Genomic DNA, 18,885 nt, shown 5'->3' on the forward strand with positions numbered 1-18,885 from the left:
CTCCATAATAGATTGCTTGATAAAGCTCTTTGACTGCTTGAGCCAGTCACTCTTGGGAATAGCATAAATGCTACTCAAATTATTGGAATTAACGTTGACATATTGTCATTCAGTTTTCAATGTTCATTTGGTGTTACAAGATTAAATTATAACAGCTTCAATTTTTAATTGCAAGCTTTTTCTTTTAGAATTTTACATTCTCTCGAAAAAACTTATTATTTAATTTCTCGGCTGTTTCAACCTGCATTAAATATTTTACTCGAATTAATTGTTGATTACAAGTATCTTTTTTACACTTTCGAAACTTCTTATTTGCTTTTTCGTTTCAAAGTGTTTGTCGTTTTCAGCGACTTTTATATCTTATCAAGTCTTCTTTACTTCGTCAATACTTTTTTCATTATTTTTTATAATTCTTCTGGAGAGTTATTATAATTATTTGTGCTATACTTTTTTCAGTATCTTATTTAAGGAGTGTATATTATGAAATGGAGCAAGAAACCAACCAGTAAAATCAATCGTATTCGCTCATGGGCCCTTGGTCTTATATTTGCAGCCATGATTGTAATGTATCTTGGTGTTGTTCTTCTATATATGGCACATAGCAGAATACTCTTTGGCATTTTCCTAATACTCGGCACGCTTGCCTTTGCTCTTAGTTTTGTCGTTTACTTCTGGATAGGCATGCTTTCCATGCGTGCAGTTACAGTTCTCTGTCCTAACTGCAATCATTATACTAAGATGTTAGGTAGAGCTGATATCTGCGCAAACTGTAATGAGCCTCTTACGCTTGATCCTACGCTCGAAGGTAAGGAATTCAATGAAGACTACAATAATAAGAGAAAAAGCGAAGCACTCGAAAAAAAGGAAGGACGCTAGATTAGCGTTCTTCCTTTTTTGCACATTCAGGACAAATCCCGTAGATTTCCATTCGGTGATGTGTAATCTTATGTCCTGACAAGTGCTGTGCTATCTGCTCGACCTCATCTAAGCGTGGATACTGAAAATCAGTTATCTTGCCGCAGCTTGTACAGATTACGTGATAATGATTAGCTGTATCAAAATCATAACGACTCGCTGCGTCTCCATAAGTCAGTTCAGTAACCAGTCCGCTTTCTTTAAAGACCTTCAGGTTATTATAAATGGTCGCAACACTCATGCTCTCAAAGTTCGGACTCAGCGCTTTATAGATCTCATCAGCTGTCGGATGTGTATCCGCTTCGATTAGGTAGGCTAGTACGGCCTGGCGTTGCGGCGTGATTCGGACACCTTGATTTCTCAGCTGCTGAATCGCTTCCTGCAATTCTACTTCCGCCGAATAATTTTCTACTGCCATACTATCACCTTCTTTCACTTCTATTTCTATTAATGATACATCTTTAGTGACGAAACTTCAATACTCCCTACTTATCAAGCAATTCTGTCAACTGGTTTTTAACTTTAACATTGTCTATTCTTTTCTCTATTTGCAAATCTTGTCCGACAAGGAGCGTTGTTCTGACTATTCCCATCGATTCTTTACCGAATACCTTCTTCATTTTATAAATATCCAGTTCTTTGGCCAGCTTATAATCTTCATCGACCAGAAGATCAAAACCGATGTCATGCTTGGCTATAAAATTCTGATGTTTCTTCATGCTATCACCATTTACACCATATACTTGGATGCCTTGCTGCCTCAGTTCCTCTAGATGATTGGTAAAATCAACCGCCTGTGTAGTACATGTGGGTGTATTATCTCTCGGATAAAAATATAGAATTGTTCTTTTCCCTTTAAGTGCTTCCTCTGTAATGATATTGCCGTTCTGATCTGTCATTTTAAATGCTGGTAATTTCATCTGCATACCTCCCACTCAAAGTTATCTTATATTTATGATACGATAGTGACGAAAAAATATTAAGTGAAAGAGGTTATAGTATGAAATTCACAGAATCAGAACGGATTCAGAATGAAGCAAATGATTATATTCTTGGAGGCGTCAACTCCCCTTCCCGCTCGTATAAAGCGGTCGGCGGGGGCGCACCGGTCGTAATGGACCATGCAGATGGTGCCTACTTCTATGATGTTGATGGCAATCAATATATTGATTATTTAGCGGCTTACGGTCCAATCATTACAGGACACGCGCATCCTCACATCACTGAAGCCATTAAAAAAGCAGCAGAAAATGGTGTATTATACGGGACTCCAACACGACATGAAGTCACTTTTGCCAAAATGCTGAGAGAAGCGATTCCTTCATTAGAAAAAATACGTTTTGTTAACTCTGGTACAGAAGCTGTCATGACTACTATTCGTGTTGCTCGTGCCTATACGAAACGCGATAAAATCATTAAATTCGCCGGCTGCTATCATGGTCATTCTGATTTAGTGCTCGTCGCTGCAGGCAGCGGTCCTAGTCAACTGGGTACTCCCGACTCAGCAGGTGTGCCGGAAAGTGTAGCAAAAGAAGTTATCACCGTTCCTTTTAACGATATCGAACCTTTTAAAGAAGCAATCCATCATTTCAGCGATCAGATTGCCGCTGTACTGGTTGAACCTATTGTGGGTAACTTCGGTATTGTTGAACCTGCTGAAGGATTCCTGCAGGCAGTTAATGATATTGCCCATGATAACGGAGCTTTAGTCATTTATGATGAAGTCATTACTGCATTCCGTTTCTGTTACGGTGGTGCACAGGATATGCTCGGCGTAAAACCTGACTTAACGGCATTCGGTAAAATTATTGGCGGTGGCTTGCCAATTGGTGCTTACGGTGGCCGTCAGGATATTATGGAGCATGTCGCTCCTTTAGGTCCCACCTATCAGGCTGGAACGATGGCCGGTAATCCACTCAGCATGCAGGCTGGTATAGCACTCCTTGAAGTCATCAAGGAAGAAGGAACTTATGAATATCTTGATCGATTAGGAAAGCAGCTTGAAGATGGCGTAACAGAGCTGATCAATAAATATCAGATTCCAGCAACAATCAATCGTCTGAAAGGTGCTATGACCTTATACTTCACTGAAGAAAAAGTCGTTAACTATGAGCAGGCTGAAAACACAGATGGAGAAATGTTTGCCAAGTTCTTTAAATCAATGCTTAATCAAGGTATTAATCTGGCTCCTTCTAAATATGAAGCATGGTTCATCACCATCCGTCATACTGAAGACGATATCGAGCAAACACTTCGTGCTGTCGAACATAGTTTCAAGGAATTGTCGCTTGTCAAATAATGATTCATCCTGTATAAGTGAATTATTATGTTAAACAAAGAGGTTAGTTAAATGAAATTAGGCGCTAGAATCTTTAAAACCGGCATCGCTATTATGCTGGCACTCTATGTAGCTCAATTGTTAGGTACACCCGGTTATGTCGTTGCCGGTATCTCTGCTTTGTTCGCCATGCAGCCTAGTGTTTATCAATCCTATAAATCTGTTCTAGAGAACTTGCAGGGTAATACAATTGGAGCCGTACTTGCTATTATTGCCGTGCAGTTATTTGGCAATCATCTACTTGTTATCGGTCTATTCACCATCATTCTGATTTCATTATTAGCTAAACTTAATTTACAGAACGTAACCGGTCTCGCCGTTGTCACTCAGTTAGTTATTATGGAAGCAAGCGGCGATGACTTTATGACTGCGGCACTTACACGATTTTCCTTTATTATGATCGGTGTCCTGAGTGCAGCATTAGTCAATCTGCTCTTTCTGCCTCCACAATATGAGACTAAACTGTATTATAGTTGCCAGCAGATCTGCAATGACATCTTTAAGTGGCTGCGTCTCAGCATAAATGGTTCAACGGAGTATCATGTCGTCAAGCATGACGTTGAGGACATTCGCGACCGGATTATAGCACTTGAATCTAAGTTCAATCTTTATAAAAACGAGCGCGCATTAACCCGTAAACAGAACTACCGCAATATCCGAAAAAAAATCCTCTTCAAAGAACTTATCATGACAACCCGTCGTGCTTATGACTTACTCAGAAGAATCAATCGATACGAAAACGATATTCTCCATCTACCGGAAGAACTGAGAGTTCAGATTAAATTCGAAATGGACGAACTGATGACACTGCATGAAGGCATATTAATGCAGGTCAATAATAAACTTTCTCCCGTTCACCTGTCAGAAGAATCATTTATGAATGGTCACTTCAAAAAAGACGTGCTGGAAATGATATTGAAAGAATTACAGGGTATTGAAGACCCCCCTTATAATAAACAGCATATCATCCTCGTGTTAAGTGCCCTATTTGAATACCGAGAAAAACTTGAGCATCTCGATAAACTGACGCACAGTTTTCATCATTATCATCAGGATGATAATAAAATTAAAGTATCTGACGATGGACAAGACATATAAAATAAGGCTGACTCTCTAAGAGCCAGCCTTATTTTATTGCCATCCATTATTAAAAGCAGGCTTTACACGGTCTTTTGATACGTGAGGATTTCCTGCAACTGTAAAACGATAGAGATAGTCAACTGCTTCTTCTTTATTATCTATACCAATTCGTTTTGATTCCTTAATAACTTCAGGTTTCTTACCTTCGCTTAAAGTAATTGCACCTTCATTTAACCGGAGGCCATTATGGAGGTCGCGCCTGATGCCCATACTTTTAGTCAGCTTTCCGGGTCCATCTGTCAGGTGATCTGTTCTTCCACGCCTTTTCTGCATTATCTCGAAGCCTTCTGCAGGTTCTAAGCCACGAATAAGTACCCCTTCTGGTGACGCTGCATCGCGTGTAATAAAGTTCATACAATGATGACCATGCATCGTATAAATATAGATCCCACCGTAATCCCGGTACATCATTTCATTCTTTTTAGTACGTCTACCTTGATATGCATGTGCCGCCTTATCTTCGAACCCCAGATAAGCTTCGACTTCCGTGATATAGCCGGAAGTAACCTCTCCTTCAACTGTTGCCGTTACTTTCTTACCTAACAACTGTCTCGCAGCTGTCAATGTATCTTGTGCCATAAAACTTAAATCCAATTTATACCGCCTCTTTCAGTGCCCGGTACATGCGGTTAACATACTGCTCTCCTGTTATGATATCGCCGCGTTCTGTCTTGTAGAGCAGATGTTTAATTGTAATATCAGTGGGCGAGACCACACCGCATGCCGCCGCAATATTGAACAGTCCTTCATGCATACTGATCATATAGTTCGTTACCCGGTACTGTTTCTCTTCAATCACAAGACCTTTCTCACGCTGTGGATTAGTCGTTGCGACACCTACCGGACAATCATTCGTATGGCACTGCTGAGCCATAATGCAGCCGACACTCATCATCATGGCCCTTGCAACATTAACAAGATCAGCGCCCAGCGCTAATGCGATAGCCACTTTGTCCGGTGTAATGAGCTTTCCGGATGCGATAATTTTAATTTCATCACGCAGTCCGTTCTCTTTAAGCACTAAATCTAAAATAGGCAGAGCTGAGAATAATGGCAGTCCCATCGTATCTTCCAGCTCCTGATACGTGGCCCCTGTTCCACCTTCTCCACCATCAACCGAAATAAAATCAGGATAGATGCCCGTTGCTTTCATATCAGCTACAAGACTGTATAGCATATCAAGATTACCTACAACCATCTTAAAGCCGACCGGTTTTCCGCTCATCTGCTGAAGTTTTGCGATAAATTCCAGCAGGTCTCTATTGTCATTCATAAAGGTAAACCGGTTGGGTGAGTTAATCGTCGTATAAGGTTTGACGTTACGGATCGCTGCAATTTCTTCTGTTACTTTATCTGCCTCGACATGTCCTCCACGGGTCTTTGCACCTTGTGCGAGTTTAATTTCGAAAGCTTTAACATATGGATTGTCAGCTTTTTTTACAAATTCGACTTCGCTGAAACGACCATCGTGATCACGTACGCCGAATAAACCAGGTCCTATCTGAAATATAATATCTACTTTCCCTTTCAGGTGATGATCACTTAAACCACCTTCACCTGTATTCATCCATGTCCCAGCAGCAAGTCCGAGACCGTGGCTCAGTGCAGAGATGGCATTCTGTCCAAGTGCACCGTAACTCATACCCGACTGACCCACGAGACGTTTAACATGGAAAGGCTTAGCACGACGTGAACCAAGTACGACTGCATGTTCGTCTGTCAGCAGATAAGGATCGACCAGTTCAGTTTCACGATGTTCATCTCGATCGAACAGCCCTTCTTTGTCCAGTTTATATATGCTTGTTTTAATTTTAACGGATTGATCAATATGAAGCTCTTTCGCCTCTTTAGGGAAAATAGAATTCTGAAGGTAAAAACCAGGCTGCGTAAAATCTCTTCTGGATCCAAAGCCACCAATACGTGATTTATATTTACCTGCTTTAACCACATCCAGATAATCTTTGCGAGAAAAAGGTGTCGCTTCGTTATCAGACTGTATTAAATATTGTCTGATTTCAGGTCCAATTTTCTCAAAAAAGTAGCGTACACGTCCAAGTACCGGAAAGTTACGTAAAATACTATGTTGCTGCTGACTGCGGTCAGCAGCGACTAAATAAAGGATAAATAATGCAAGTGCAATGAATAAAACTAGAATAATCGTATTGACGATTACTTGAATCGTCCACAATAAATCCATAAAAAAATCCCCCTGTTATATGATACTTCTATCATACAACAAGGAGTAAGCGCTTAACTATCTAAATTTTGAATTGTATAGAGATTGTAGTAATGGGACTGATTGGCCATCAATTCATCATGAGAGCCCTGTTCCATAATTTCACCATTCTGAATAACCACAATTTTATCTGCATGGGTAATGGTTGATAATCGATGAGCTACAATCACTGTCGTACGATCCTGTGATAACGTTTCTAGTGCTTCCTGAATAACCGCTTCACTTTCAAGGTCAAGGGCACTCGTCGCTTCATCGAGAATTAGAATCGGTGGATTTTTCAGGAACACACGTGAAATGGCAACACGTTGTTTCTGCCCACCAGACAATTTAACACCCCGCTCGCCGACTTCAGTATCATAACCGTTCGGCAGCGTCATAATAAAGTCGTGGGCATTAGCAAGTTTAGCCGCATAAATCATCTCTTCTTCGGTTGCGTCAGGTTGGCCAAGTAAAATATTCTCCCGTATAGAATCTGAGAACAGAATATTGTCCTGCATGACCATGCCGACTTGATTGCGCAGACTATCAATCGTAAAATCTTCAATTGCATGACCATCAATTCGAATCTGACCACTCGTCACATCATAAAATCTCGGAATCAGACTGATCATAGTCGATTTACCGCCGCCACTCATACCTACGAAAGCGACTGTTTCTCCACTCTTGATATCCAGGTCGATATGACGCAGCACTTCAGTATCCTCATCGTTATATTTAAAGCCGACCTGCTGAAACTGAATATCCCCGTGCTGTATTTTTAAGTCACGTGCCGTATCTTTATCGGTCACATCATAAGGTTCGTCAAAAAGCTGGAACATACGGTCCATCGATGCCAGACTCTGTGTCAATGTTGTAGAACTTGAAACAAGACGTCGGAGTGGACCATACAATCTGTCCAGATATGCAATGAATGCAGCGAGACTTCCGACTGTCATACCATCCTGAATAACGAGATAAGCACCAAAGCCAACAACAATCAATGGACCCACGTCTGTAATCGTATTGATAACTGCGAAACTTTTAGCATTCCATCTGGCATGATTGGTTGCCTTGGTCAGGAAATTCATATTCCGCTTATTAAAACGTTCGCTTTCGTTCTCTTCGATCGCAAAACTCTTAATAACGTTCATGCCTTGTACACGCTCATGTAAAAAGCCTTGAACTTCAGCAAGAGCCTGGGAGCGGTTACGTGTTAATTTACGCAAGTTTCCAAAGAAATAATAAACACTGAACATATAGAAAGGGAATACAACAAGAGATGCGAGTGTCAATTTAACATCCATCGTAAACATGATGGCAAGTGCAATGATGATAGTGACTAAATCAAGCCAGACATTCATCAGGCCTGTAATAATGAAGTCCTTCGTAGACTCCACATCATTGATGACACGAGAAATGACTTCTCCTACTTTATTATTTGAATAAAAACGGACACTGAGTGCCTGCAGATGTCGATACAATTTCTTGCGGATATCATAAAGAATCTTATTGCTCGTCCACTGAGCGAGATACTGTCTGAAATATTCGACTGGCGGTCTTATCACTATAAAGATAAAACTGAATATCAACAGCACTTGCCACAGTGCGTCCTTCTTATCAGCAACAGACATCGACTGATTGCCGATCACATCATCGATAACGTATTTAATCAGCAGTGGAATGAGTAAGGGAATACCAAATTTCAGTATCCCGATTAATATAGTCAGTACAATCAGCCAGCCATACGGCTTGACGAACTGGAGGTAACGCCTTAGCATCCAATCATCTCCTCAAAATTAAGAATCAACCTATAATTTATAGGTTGATTCAATCTTCCATCATACGCTTCTGTAAATGAAAACGTTCCTGCCAGACCTTAATAAAATCCGGCGCAAATGGTCCTTTTTTTCTTTCAATCCATTGTTGCAAAGTATCAACGTTTCTTTTCAGGATCTGATCAATCTCAGCGGGATAGTTCATCTGTTTCATATGCTGCTGATATTCATCTTCATCCAGTAGATGATATTTACCATTCGGATAGACTTTGATATCGAGATCATAGTCAATATATTTAATGGCTTCTGTATCATAGACAAAGGGCGAAGAGAGGTTGCAGTAATAATAGACGCCGTCTTCTCTGAACATGCAGATGACATTGAACCAGTACTCCGCATGAAAATAAACAATAGCGGGTTCACGTGTTACCCAGGTCCTTCCGTCACTTTCAGTAACAAGTGTTCTGTTGTTTCCGCCGATGATGACATGATTGGTCCCTTTTAAAATCGTTGTTTCAGACCAGACACGATGGATTTTTCCGTTATGCTTATAACTTTGAATCTGTACGCTCTGACCTTCTTTTGGTATGGATTCTTTGACCATGTTCCACACCACCTAGTATTTAGTATTTGCAATCATATTATAGCATACATTAAATATGATGAAACCTATTTGACTTGCTGGTAATGACTGAATATCTTCGACATAGATACTGGGAACGTATAGTTTTCTTTCTCATTTTCAGCTATAAATTGAAAGTCATGACCAGGCTGATCTGTCGTTCTCGCAATGTAGACATCAAGTATCCAGTCCAGATGTGTAAAGCCATGAGTCACTGTATGAAACTTTTCTTTTTTATCCATCAGCTTCATATCGAGAACTGCTTCAATATCTTCCATCGGCATATCTTCATCGAACATCGGAAATTGCCACATGCCGCCGAGCAGTCCCGTCTTTGGACGCTGAGTGATCAACAATTCACCTTTATCATTAATAATCAGCATTACTTTATATCTGAGTTCCTTCCGCGTCATCTTTTTAATTTTGACTGGTCGTTCAAGGACTGTTCCTGCTTCAAAGGCTTCACAGTGCATATTGACCGGGCACAGCATACAGATTGGATTACGCGGTGTGCAGACTGTAGCACCCAGTTCCATCAATGCTTCATTAAAATCACCCGCTCGTTCCGGTATAACCTGCATCACTTTATTTTCAAAATGCTTACGTGCTGACGGTTTTGCTGTATCAGTCGCATCATCATCGAGACGTGAGAAAACACGGAAGACATTCCCGTCAACCGCCGGATAAGGCTGATTGAATGCAATGCTCATCACGGCTCCTCTCGTATATGGGCCCACCCCTTTTAATGCAAGAAATTGTTCTCCATCGTCAGGCACACTGCCATATGTCTCAGCTACTTCTCTGACAGCACTCTGGAAATTACGAACGCGTGAATAATAACCCAGACCCTCCCAGTATTTCAGCACTTCATCTTCATCCGCTTCTGCCAGTGTTTCAATCGTCGGAAATCGTTCTATAAATTTTAAGTAATAACTTCTAACTGTATTCACCTGAGTTTGCTGGAGCATCACTTCAGACAACCAGATTTTATAAGGATCTTTTGTCTCGCGCCACGGCATCTCTCTTTTATTCACATCAAACCAGCTGAGCAGATTCTCAGCAAATGTTTCTCTTTCCTTCATTCAAGCACCTCAATATAATTTAATTTTATGTAAATCTATCTTGTTTCATTTATAATGAACTAAAAAGGAGGACTGTCTTATGGATACCGCTACACATTTTGCGATGGGTGCTGCACTGGCCGGTCTCGCTACAGTCGATCCTGCTGTGACAGCTTATTATCCAGCCATTGCTACTGCTGTAGTTGCCGGCTCACAAATACCGGATATCGACACCGTACTCAAACTAAGAAATAATGCTATCTATATTACACATCATAGAGGGATTACTCACTCTATTCCTTTTACATTGATGTGGCCCCTTCTGATTGTAGGTCTTATCTATTTATTTATACCCACTATCAATATCCTTCACTTCTGGATGTGGACGCAACTTGCTGTTTTTCTGCATGTTTTTGTAGATATCTTTAACTCCTATGGTACTCAGGCACTGAGACCTTTTTCTAAAAAGTGGATTCAGATCGGGATTATCAATACATTTGACCCGATTATGTTTATCATCTTGCTCACAGGTTCTGCACTTTGGGCGCATGGTGAGAACCCGGTTCCTGTCTTTTTAGCCATCGCACTGATTTTAGTCATCTACTATATCATCAGACGTCTCCTGCAGCAATACATCAAAAAGCAGGCACTTCATATATTGCCACATCATGAGACTGTACTAAAAGCTTTTGTTGCTCCTACTATTCGCTTTTTTGAATGGCGTGTTGCAGTCGAGACGCACAGCCATTATTATATCGGCCGTGCCTTTAAAGGGAATGTTAATTTCAGTGACCGCTTTAAACGGACACCGCTGCCATCTGACGAAATTATGGAAGATGCAAGAAATGATGCCAACTTAAAAGCTTTCATCAGTTTCAGTTCAATCTATCGTTGGACACTGGAAGAGCGAGACTACGGATATGAACTTAGATTTATCGACTTAAGATATTTGAAAAATGGTCATTATTCATTCGTCGCTATCTTAAAACTAAATCATGACTACAAAGTTACGCATAGTTATACCGGCTGGATTTTTTCAGAGAAAAAACTTCTGCAAGTACTAGATAGACATCCTATAAAATAAACAGATAACAGGCATCCCTGAATCATTCAGTGATGCCTGTTATCTGTTTATTACGACTGTCTATTGATTTCATCTTTTAACTTTTTATAGAAATAGAACGTCCAAATATACATCAGCACCAGCTCACAGTAGAAAAGGAGATGCAAAGGTATATTATAAAATGCGCTTGTACCTTCCACAGTTGCAGTTTGAAAGCCATTAATCAAAAAATAAAAAGGATTTAAACTGAGTACTTTTATCAATAACTCCGGCAAGCGTGCAGGTACCCATAGTATAGATACTGAAATCAGCAGCAGGATCAGGAAAATAATAACATTGCGTTTCATATTCCGACTATAATATTCAATCAGACTTAATAATATACCAACAGGAATCAGCAATAGATAAGTCAATATCATAAAATAAAGCATCCCTGTCACACTCATATTCGCAGGTATATGATTGGTATAGGCAACGAATACTAAGAATGCAAAAGAAACAATAAACTGCAGCAGAAAGTTAACGATATGAACATTCACTAATACATGCAGAGGTAAATGGGTGATATTTAAAATAAAACCGCGACGCGACAGCAGTGAGCTGGAGTAAAAAAGCGAACCTGCTACCCAGAAGAAGAGCAGATAACCACTCAGCTGAAACAGCAGCCTTGATTTATTATTACCTGTTGTTGTCATCAAGTTCATTAAAAAGAAAGTGAAGAAAATAATCACTATATTAACTAATAACCACCAAATATATTGTTTTAAGTTATAACGTAAATCTATAATCGTGTTCTTCACGATATAAGGGATATAAGTTGTTAATTCGTTCATTCCATCCACCTATCTCCGGAAATAAAGCCACATATTAGCTTCCAGGTCAGCCACTGCATAACCATCGTCTACTTTAACTATCCAGTCTTTTTCCTTAAGATTGAATTTTTTCTTCATCTGTTCTGCCTGAGTCATCGGGAAGCCAATGCCATTCACTTTATTCTGATCATTAAAATGCAGATAAATATCATTCTTAGTCAGTTTGATAACGTAAGGCGCACGTGTCTCCGGAAATAATTCCGCTTCAACTTTAGTTCGACTTGCACCTAAAAAACCATTAAAAAACTCATTAAAATTAACATAATTGCTGTACATATAAGGTTTTAAATCCTCAAAAGATCGTTCATCATATAAAGCGGCTGGATTGATATAGACCACGTTCTCCCGGTCAACACTCATTTCTTTATTGTTAAAAGCGATTCGGTAATCTTCATTCCCGATGCCAGTCACTTCTATTAACGAGCCTGCCGGCAGTTGTAATGCTGCTTTATTTCTATGCATGAGTTTCGTATTTTCTTTGGTAACAGCAAGCGCATATTTATCGGTATATGTTTCTGCTTGTTTATTGATAGCGGCTGTCTGCTGTTCAACTACTGCTGGTTCATATTTAATATCTCTAAGTATCAAAGTAAAGAATAGCAGTCCGAGCAGAATAATGCCTAAAGAAATAGGAATCCATTTTTTCAGCTCACTGTCCAGATATGTACGTACATGTCGATTGACCCGTTTTAACTCATGTTTTTCCTCTGTCTCACGTCTGACTTTATAGTCGAGATCAAATAAATCTTCTTTTTGACTACCTTTTACCTGCTCACAGCGCTTATAGTATTCAAGATACAGAGGCAGCACCTCACCCGGCTCACCCGATTTTCTTAACTGTCCATGACTAAGCCAGTTAACATATTCAGCTTTATAAAGGACCAGGTCAGGATTTTCTTCCATTAAGACTACAGATTTGTCATGAGCAATCAGATGATCGATGACCTGTGCAAACTTCTTTTTAAATGACTCAGAAAGATGCTTCGTCAGATCATTATATATCACCACTTCCGGCATCAGAAAACGCGTCAGGGCGATCAGCATCTGTGCTCTTTCTGCAAGTGTGAGCTCATTTACTTTCATCTTATCCTTATCTGTCAGCTCTGCAAAAATTAAAATATCATGCTTGAGTTCTGCATATTCTATAAGGGGTACATTATAGCTGAGCAATACAGTTTCTATGAACTGATTCACTGAATGAGTGGTGGAACTATGGGTCGCAAGAAATGTACTGAAATGATTGCGCACTCTTCCACTATTAGGTTCAATCACTTTAGCAATCAGCTGTCCAAGAACAGTTTTGCCCGAGCCTGCTACACCTACAATTCCAAGTGTTTCCCCTTTATAGAGATGAATAGTTACTTTATTAATACTTGTATGCCGATTTTTATCGTTTTGAATAAAACGTTCATACACTGACTGTCCAGCTTTATCTTGCCTGAAATACTTTGTTACTTCAACTAATCTTACGAGAATATCTCCAGACATTTTGAAACTCCTTTATTGATCAAGTTGCAGCAGTGAAAGTGGTATGCCTTCTTCATAAGCTTCGCCGTTCAGACGGAACCCCCATGCAAACACACCCTTTACTCTTTCTACTTTAAAATAAGCATCTTCTGTCCCTATCATACGATAGACTTTACCTACTGTAATATCGTCGGGATTAACGAGATAACTTTCTGCAATCAATGCTTTTCTCTGATAAACTTCATATTCGTTAACAATACCCAGCATCTCTGCTTTTCGTGCCTTTTCTCTATATATTGCAATGACATCCCGCAACTCAGAGCCAGACATCTGTATCCATTTTTTTTCTTCACTCATCTTCAATACCACTTTCTTTCAATGCTGAATTGATTGCATCGTATTTATAACCTTTTCGCATTAAGACGGTTACTACCTTCGTCTTCAGTTCATATCCTTCTGTTTTTTTCGACCATCTATTCACCTGTTTCTCAAGTTCCTTTAAAAGAGCTTCGTGATCCGTCACATCTTTATGGTCTAAATAAGGCATGATGTTATCCAAATTATAACCTTTTTGGATAAGTGTTTGTATTGTTTTTTGTACGGCCATATAACTGGATGCTTTACCTTGATGTTTTTTAAGTTGTTTGTCGATAAGCTTTTCCATACGTTCAGCAGTTATTTCTTCTGTATATATGTCATAATAACTATCAATAATGGGGCGCTCAATGCCTTTTTCAAACAGTTTCTGTCTGAAGACATCGGGTCCTTTATCGGTCGTATTGATCATCGTATTCATCAGACTCCGCGCATAATCATCATGATCAATGTAACGATTATCATAACAGTATTTAATAACTGCATCGACGATTTCTTCCGCTGTCTCATTCTTTTTTAAGTATTCTCTTATTTCTTTTTCTGTTCGCTTCTTATATGACAGATAAACAACTGCTGAATTAATGGCGCGTCTATAATCATCATATTCTTTGATCGCTACTAACTGCTCCTCAGAAATGACATCGCCTTTCTTCAGGTTAAACTTCACATAAGTCGCACTATCAATGCCCATACTAAAATCGCCATCAATATACAGATTGAAACGATCTTTATTATGCTTCTGTACTTCAATAGTGGTGATTTTCATGTTTATCACTCCTCAAAAAAACTAACGCCTCTGCGTTAGTTCGAGTTAGGTATACCAGTTATGGCTTCGTTATACTGTTCATCAGTAATCAATGATTGATCATGCATCTTATCAAGTGTCGATCTTGTTCTTGCCTGCAGGGCGGTATCAGATTCAAAATCATCCGGATGATATTCGCTTGGTGCATTGATGGTACTGGCAAGAATAGCACTCTGGAGCACCGTAATCTGCGGTAGGCCTTGGTATGTTACATCTGTTGTCGTGCCAAAATAAGTATTGGCTGCTTTTTCGATATTATAGATGCCATCACCGAAATAAATAGTTGTTAAGTAAGCACTTATTATATCATTTTTCGAGAAATTATTTTCTATGCGCTTAGCAATCATCATCTCATTTAACTTGCGACTTAATTTTTTGTCGCTGCTTAAATAAAGGTTTTTTGCCAACTGCTGTGTTATTGTGCTGCCACCTTGACTTGCTGTTCTGTTTTTCAGTGCAACACCTGCTGACCGACCCGTCCCTTTCCAGTCGATACCATCATGCTGATAAAATCTTTTGTCTTCTACTGCAATGAAAGCGTCAGGTACATATTTTGGCATATGATCTGCTGATACAAAATATTGATTTGACTGAAGTTTCTTTATTTCATCTAAGTCTACTCTGCCACTGATAAAATAGAAAAAGCTGCTGACGATAAGAACTACCACTAATAACAGGGTGAGTAGGCCACATCCCATTTTTTTCATATTCACTCTCCTTATCTTACTGCTAGTTTAGCAAATAAAATAAGGGCGTTATACGAATAATCACTGAAAATCTTATAAATCAGTCTTAGGACCGACAAAAAAAGACACCGCAATAGCGGTGTCTGATTAATATTATTTAAGAGCATTAACGATTTCTTTATTGAAATCTGGTAAATCATCAGGTGTTCTTGAAGTAACTAAGTTGTTATCTACAACTACAGATTCGTCCACAACTGTTGCACCTGCATTTTCAAGATCTTTACGGACAGATAAGAAACTAGTTAATTTACGACCTTTTAATTCATCAGTATCAATTAATACTTGTGGTCCATGGCAGATAGCAAATACCGGTTTATCTGCTGTCATAAATTCTTTAGCGAATTTGCCGAATCGGCCTTCTTCATCACCGCGAAGCTGGTCAGGTGAGAAACCGCCAGGAATCAGTAATGCATCGTAATCGGCTGCATTTGCTTCGCCGATTGCTTTATCGATTTTAACTTCTGTATTTTCTTTTTTGCCTTTTACAGAAGAACCTGCTTCTTTACCGATTACAGTAACTTCATGGCCTTCATTTTTAATGGCCTCTACCGGGCTTGTATATTCAACATCTTCGAATAAGTTATCTAATACTACTGCTACTTTTTTAGTCATTTAAAATTACCTCCTAAGTAGTAATAGTATTATTTACCCGTCTCATATTAATCAAAACATTACAGTCTTTTCTTACGAGTCAGCTTGACCACAGCCTCAACTTGAGTCGTCTGCGGAAACATATCAACGGGTTGAATATATTCAACTGTGAATGCACGTGTTAAATGAGCGAGATCCTTGGCAAGTGTTGACGGATTACGACTGATATAAATAAAGACAGCGGGTTTAATTTCAATAATGGCATCGATCTCGTCAGAAGTCAGACCAGAACGGTTCGGATTGATCAGAATAACATCCGGGAAAAAGCCATCCTCTATCCATTGTTCTAATTTATCAACGGGTTCGCCTGTTTCAAACAATACATTATCAATATTATTTTCAGCTGCACTGTACGTGGCATTAATAATTTCCTGGTCATTGAAATCAGCACCGCGGACCTGGCAGGCTTTCTGTGCTAATTTTAAGCTACTGCCTCCAGCACCGCAGAATAAATCGGCTACATTTTCACTGCCTGACAGATCTGCTGCCTCAAAAATTGTAGTGTACAGTACTTCTGCCTGCTCAATATTGATTGGGAACGCACTATCAGCCGTTACTTCATGCTCTGTATCACCCAGTGTCTCATGAATGGTCTGCTGGCCATCCAGAATAACAGTCTCTTCACCAAGCAGTAAGTCACGGTCATCGTTAATATTGAGTCCGAAGCTGACAACATTCGGTATACGCATAATACGTTCAGTCAGCAGATCAAGTTTTTTCAGGTCACGTGTTGTTGAGACTAAAATCACTTGAATATCATCTGAATGTTTAGCGACACGTGTCATAATAGAACGCACACCTTCATCTTTATTCACATTTTTCGCAACATCAATATTCAATTCACTCATGATGACTTTGACAGCCTGTGTCGTCTCCATCGTGCGCTTATCCTGCACGATACACTCATCAAGATCAATCAATGTATTGGATTGCTCTTTGTAAAGACCTGCTCTTATTTTTCGGCCTGATTTCTCAACTGGAAACTGATTCTTACTGCGATAACGGAATGGCTTCTGCATACCGATTGTCGGCTTAACCGCCCCAGGCTTTACATGACCGGCGTATTTCTCCAGTGAATCAATAATGATCTGCTGCTTAAAATTGAGCTGCGCATCATATGTCATATGCTGGAGCTGGCAGCCACCGCACAGAAAGAAGACGGGACATGGTGGATTTGTTCGTTCCGGTGCTCTTTCTCTCACCTTCAGTACTTTTCCTTCCAGGTAACGCTGATTGACCTTCGTCACCTGAGTAAGAACGACCTCACCCGGCAGTGCATCTGGTACAAATGTGATTTTACGTTTAAAATAACCGATACCTTCACCGTTAATTCCGAGACGTTTGATGGTCAGTGGAAATTTCTGTCCTACTTTTACTTCTATATCTTTCATTCCATTCCTCCTATGATTTAATAGACTTTACCTTCTGCTCGAGCTGATCCAAGATAGCAAGCCATTCATCAATATCCGCCATATCTGTTGTTTCCGGATTGACCGCATCGATTTTTTCTATAAAATCACTTAATTTCTCTTTAATTTCATTCAATGATTCATTCGCCATGATAATTCTCCTTTAAATTGTCTTGATATCGCCCTTTATTATGAACGAGAACATGATAACTTTCAATCTATTGTCGTTGACAACTTATGACACTCTGAGATAATGAAAAAGATTATCTCTGGAAAGAAGGACAAATAATGTTAGTCACAAAAAAACGTATCACCCCTCAGTTCGATCCGTGGGAAGCTTATAATGAAGTTGCCAAGTACGGTGAAAACAAATTATCCAATATCGAATTCACGACCACCACTTTATGCAATATGCGTTGTGCGCATTGCGCTGTCGGCTATACGCTGCAAGTTAAAGACCCCGATGTCATGGATATGAATCTAATTTTGAGACGTCTTGATGAAATCCCTCACCTCTCTACTATCAGTGTGACAGGTGGAGAGCCGATGTTCTCTAAAAAGTCGATCAAAGAGACTGTCAAACCTATTCTGCAGTATGCACAGGACCGTGGCATCTATACACAGATGAACAGCAATCTTACCATGCCTTATAATCGCTATGAGGATATCTTTGATTTAGTCGATGTTATGCATATTTCACATAACTGGGGAACAATCGATGAATTTGCAGAAGTCGGCTTTCATGTAATGGATAAGAAACCGCCCATCAGTGCACGCTACAAGTTATACGATCAGATGATCAGCAATGCACGTCAATTATCTGAAGGGGGTATGTTTGTATCAGCTGAGACGATGCTGAATAAAAACACCGTGCCCTATCTCGAGAAGATTCATAACGAAGTCGTTCATGAGATGAAATGCGCACGTCATGAAATTCATCCGATGTATCCTGCTGACTTTGCAACCGATCTGAATATTCTATCGTTAGAAGAGATGAAGAGTGCCATTCGAAATATACTGACATTTCGTGATCAAGAGACGTGGATGTTATTTGGTACACTTCCCTTTTTCCCATGCTCAATGAACTCAGACGACCTGGAACTACAGCAGCAACTGCACACTGATCAGACGATCACTATACGTAACGATCCTGACGGACGCTCACGTCTAAATGTCAACGTTTTTACCGGAGATGTTATTGTTACGGATTTTGGTGATGAGACGGGCACTATCAATAATATTAAAACGCACTCACTGCAATCCATCTATGATAAATGGCAGGAAAGTACACTCAATAAACAGCTGAACTGTCACTGCGCACCTGTAAAATGTCTGGGTCCTAACCTGCTGGTGAAAAATATGTATTATCCCGGCATTGATTTCAAAGAACGAGAACGCCACATGCATCAGCAGTTCAATCTTCTGCACTAA

General features: G+C 39.7%; 20 protein-coding genes. 5 read left to right on the plus strand and 15 right to left on the minus strand.

Features of this window, described 5'->3' with window-relative positions:
* The first annotated feature begins 480 nt into the window (after nt 1-480).
* Nucleotides 481-876 (plus strand): YgzB family protein, encoded by a 396-nt coding sequence (locus ERX37_RS09125; RefSeq protein WP_133430368.1) that lies wholly within the window; start codon nt 481-483, stop codon nt 874-876.
* A gap of 1 nt (nt 877) precedes the next feature.
* On the opposite strand, the gene perR is transcribed toward ERX37_RS09125, so the two are convergent.
* The gene (perR, locus tag ERX37_RS09130) at nt 878-1,333 is read right to left on the minus strand and encodes a peroxide-responsive transcriptional repressor PerR (RefSeq protein WP_133430369.1); all 456 of its coding nucleotides are present in this window, start codon (nt 1,331-1,333) and stop codon (nt 878-880) included.
* A gap of 67 nt (nt 1,334-1,400) precedes the next feature.
* Nucleotides 1,401-1,835, minus strand: a complete 435-nt coding sequence (locus ERX37_RS09135; RefSeq protein ID WP_373282947.1) for a peroxiredoxin — start codon at nt 1,833-1,835, stop codon at nt 1,401-1,403.
* Nucleotides 1,836-1,915: 80 nt separating this feature from the next.
* Between ERX37_RS09135 and ERX37_RS09140 the strand changes: the two genes are divergently transcribed.
* The gene (locus ERX37_RS09140; protein WP_133430371.1) at nt 1,916-3,214 is read left to right on the plus strand and encodes a glutamate-1-semialdehyde 2,1-aminomutase; all 1,299 of its coding nucleotides are present in this window, start codon (nt 1,916-1,918) and stop codon (nt 3,212-3,214) included.
* 51 nt (nt 3,215-3,265) lie between these two features.
* A complete protein-coding gene (locus ERX37_RS09145; RefSeq protein WP_133430372.1) occupies nt 3,266-4,351 on the plus strand; it encodes an FUSC family protein in 1,086 nt (361 codons plus the stop codon).
* Nucleotides 4,352-4,384: 33 nt separating this feature from the next.
* On the opposite strand, the gene ERX37_RS09150 is transcribed toward ERX37_RS09145, so the two are convergent.
* The 5 genes from ERX37_RS09150 to mutY form a co-directional block, all read right to left on the minus strand.
* Entirely contained in the window at nt 4,385-4,987 is a 603-nt protein-coding gene (locus tag ERX37_RS09150; protein ID WP_229713224.1) for a DNA-3-methyladenine glycosylase, read from the minus strand.
* 1 nt (nt 4,988) lies between these two features.
* Nucleotides 4,989-6,590 (minus strand): FMN-binding glutamate synthase family protein, encoded by a 1,602-nt coding sequence (locus tag ERX37_RS09155; RefSeq protein ID WP_133430373.1) that lies wholly within the window; start codon nt 6,588-6,590, stop codon nt 4,989-4,991.
* Nucleotides 6,591-6,643: 53 nt separating this feature from the next.
* A complete protein-coding gene (locus ERX37_RS09160; RefSeq protein ID WP_133430374.1) occupies nt 6,644-8,386 on the minus strand; it encodes an ABC transporter ATP-binding protein in 1,743 nt (580 codons plus the stop codon).
* A gap of 49 nt (nt 8,387-8,435) precedes the next feature.
* Nucleotides 8,436-8,987 carry a nucleoside tri-diphosphate phosphatase gene (gene ntdP, locus ERX37_RS09165; RefSeq protein WP_133430375.1) on the minus strand — a complete coding sequence of 184 codons (552 nt, stop codon included), beginning with the start codon at nt 8,985-8,987 and terminating at the stop codon, nt 8,436-8,438.
* A 65-nt stretch (nt 8,988-9,052) separates the two neighbouring features.
* Nucleotides 9,053-10,087, minus strand: coding sequence for an A/G-specific adenine glycosylase (mutY, locus tag ERX37_RS09170; protein ID WP_133430376.1), 1,035 nt, complete (start codon nt 10,085-10,087; stop codon nt 9,053-9,055).
* Nucleotides 10,088-10,166: 79 nt separating this feature from the next.
* On the opposite strand from mutY, the gene ERX37_RS09175 reads away from it, so the two are divergent.
* Entirely contained in the window at nt 10,167-11,150 is a 984-nt protein-coding gene (locus ERX37_RS09175; RefSeq protein WP_133430377.1) for a metal-dependent hydrolase, read from the plus strand.
* 50 nt (nt 11,151-11,200) lie between these two features.
* On the opposite strand, the gene ERX37_RS09180 is transcribed toward ERX37_RS09175, so the two are convergent.
* From ERX37_RS09180 to ERX37_RS11455, 8 genes are all read right to left on the minus strand, one after another.
* A complete protein-coding gene (locus ERX37_RS09180; protein ID WP_133430378.1) occupies nt 11,201-11,962 on the minus strand; it encodes a hypothetical protein in 762 nt (253 codons plus the stop codon).
* Between the two features lie 9 nt (nt 11,963-11,971).
* On the minus strand, nt 11,972-13,489 hold the full coding sequence (locus tag ERX37_RS09185) for an ATP-binding cassette domain-containing protein (protein ID WP_133430379.1): 1,518 nt from the start codon (nt 13,487-13,489) through the stop codon (nt 11,972-11,974).
* 12 nt (nt 13,490-13,501) lie between these two features.
* Nucleotides 13,502-13,825 carry a YfhH family protein gene (locus tag ERX37_RS09190; RefSeq protein ID WP_188352363.1) on the minus strand — a complete coding sequence of 108 codons (324 nt, stop codon included), beginning with the start codon at nt 13,823-13,825 and terminating at the stop codon, nt 13,502-13,504.
* Nucleotides 13,818-14,609 carry a recombination regulator RecX gene (gene recX / locus ERX37_RS09195; RefSeq protein WP_133430380.1) on the minus strand — a complete coding sequence of 264 codons (792 nt, stop codon included), beginning with the start codon at nt 14,607-14,609 and terminating at the stop codon, nt 13,818-13,820. Before recX ends, ERX37_RS09190 begins: the two co-directional genes overlap by 8 nt.
* 35 nt (nt 14,610-14,644) lie before the next feature.
* On the minus strand, nt 14,645-15,355 hold the full coding sequence (locus ERX37_RS09200) for a glycosyltransferase (RefSeq protein ID WP_133430381.1): 711 nt from the start codon (nt 15,353-15,355) through the stop codon (nt 14,645-14,647).
* 132 nt (nt 15,356-15,487) lie between these two features.
* Nucleotides 15,488-16,006: a type 1 glutamine amidotransferase domain-containing protein gene (locus ERX37_RS09205; protein ID WP_133430382.1), complete on the minus strand. Its 519-nt coding sequence runs from the start codon at nt 16,004-16,006 to the stop codon at nt 15,488-15,490.
* A gap of 59 nt (nt 16,007-16,065) precedes the next feature.
* On the minus strand, nt 16,066-17,436 hold the full coding sequence (gene rlmD, locus ERX37_RS09210; protein ID WP_133430383.1) for a 23S rRNA (uracil(1939)-C(5))-methyltransferase RlmD: 1,371 nt from the start codon (nt 17,434-17,436) through the stop codon (nt 16,066-16,068).
* Nucleotides 17,437-17,446: 10 nt separating this feature from the next.
* Nucleotides 17,447-17,605 carry an SE1561 family protein gene (locus ERX37_RS11455; protein WP_165982028.1) on the minus strand — a complete coding sequence of 53 codons (159 nt, stop codon included), beginning with the start codon at nt 17,603-17,605 and terminating at the stop codon, nt 17,447-17,449.
* 137 nt (nt 17,606-17,742) lie between these two features.
* On the opposite strand from ERX37_RS11455, the gene yfkAB reads away from it, so the two are divergent.
* The gene (gene yfkAB, locus ERX37_RS09215) at nt 17,743-18,885 is read left to right on the plus strand and encodes a radical SAM/CxCxxxxC motif protein YfkAB (protein WP_133430384.1); all 1,143 of its coding nucleotides are present in this window, start codon (nt 17,743-17,745) and stop codon (nt 18,883-18,885) included.

This window comes from Macrococcus hajekii (genome assembly GCF_004359505.1).
In the GTDB taxonomy this organism is placed as follows: Bacteria; Bacillota; Bacilli; order Staphylococcales; family Staphylococcaceae; genus Macrococcus; species Macrococcus hajekii.

Bases quoted from the DNA above. Each gene is read 5' to 3' on its own strand.
- ERX37_RS09125 (WP_133430368.1), top strand. From the start codon at position 481: ATGAAATGGAGCAAGAAACCAACCAGTAAAATCAATCGTATTCGCTCA.
- perR (WP_133430369.1), bottom strand. From the start codon at position 1,333: ATGGCAGTAGAAAATTATTCGGCGGAAGTAGAATTGCAGGAAGCGATT.
- ERX37_RS09135 (WP_373282947.1), bottom strand. From the start codon at position 1,835: ATGAAATTACCAGCATTTAAAATGACAGATCAGAACGGCAATATCATT.
- ERX37_RS09140 (WP_133430371.1), top strand. From the start codon at position 1,916: ATGAAATTCACAGAATCAGAACGGATTCAGAATGAAGCAAATGATTAT.
- ERX37_RS09145 (WP_133430372.1), top strand. From the start codon at position 3,266: ATGAAATTAGGCGCTAGAATCTTTAAAACCGGCATCGCTATTATGCTG.
- ERX37_RS09155 (WP_133430373.1), bottom strand. From the start codon at position 6,590: ATGGATTTATTGTGGACGATTCAAGTAATCGTCAATACGATTATTCTA.
- ERX37_RS09160 (WP_133430374.1), bottom strand. From the start codon at position 8,386: ATGCTAAGGCGTTACCTCCAGTTCGTCAAGCCGTATGGCTGGCTGATT.
- ntdP (WP_133430375.1), bottom strand. From the start codon at position 8,987: ATGGTCAAAGAATCCATACCAAAAGAAGGTCAGAGCGTACAGATTCAA.
- mutY (WP_133430376.1), bottom strand. From the start codon at position 10,087: ATGAAGGAAAGAGAAACATTTGCTGAGAATCTGCTCAGCTGGTTTGAT.
- ERX37_RS09175 (WP_133430377.1), top strand. From the start codon at position 10,167: ATGGATACCGCTACACATTTTGCGATGGGTGCTGCACTGGCCGGTCTC.
- ERX37_RS09180 (WP_133430378.1), bottom strand. From the start codon at position 11,962: ATGAACGAATTAACAACTTATATCCCTTATATCGTGAAGAACACGATT.
- ERX37_RS09185 (WP_133430379.1), bottom strand. From the start codon at position 13,489: ATGTCTGGAGATATTCTCGTAAGATTAGTTGAAGTAACAAAGTATTTC.
- ERX37_RS09190 (WP_188352363.1), bottom strand. From the start codon at position 13,825: ATGAGTGAAGAAAAAAAATGGATACAGATGTCTGGCTCTGAGTTGCGG.
- recX (WP_133430380.1), bottom strand. From the start codon at position 14,609: ATGAAAATCACCACTATTGAAGTACAGAAGCATAATAAAGATCGTTTC.
- ERX37_RS09200 (WP_133430381.1), bottom strand. From the start codon at position 15,355: ATGAAAAAAATGGGATGTGGCCTACTCACCCTGTTATTAGTGGTAGTT.
- ERX37_RS09205 (WP_133430382.1), bottom strand. From the start codon at position 16,006: ATGACTAAAAAAGTAGCAGTAGTATTAGATAACTTATTCGAAGATGTT.
- rlmD (WP_133430383.1), bottom strand. From the start codon at position 17,436: ATGAAAGATATAGAAGTAAAAGTAGGACAGAAATTTCCACTGACCATC.
- ERX37_RS11455 (WP_165982028.1), bottom strand. From the start codon at position 17,605: ATGGCGAATGAATCATTGAATGAAATTAAAGAGAAATTAAGTGATTTT.
- yfkAB (WP_133430384.1), top strand. From the start codon at position 17,743: ATGTTAGTCACAAAAAAACGTATCACCCCTCAGTTCGATCCGTGGGAA.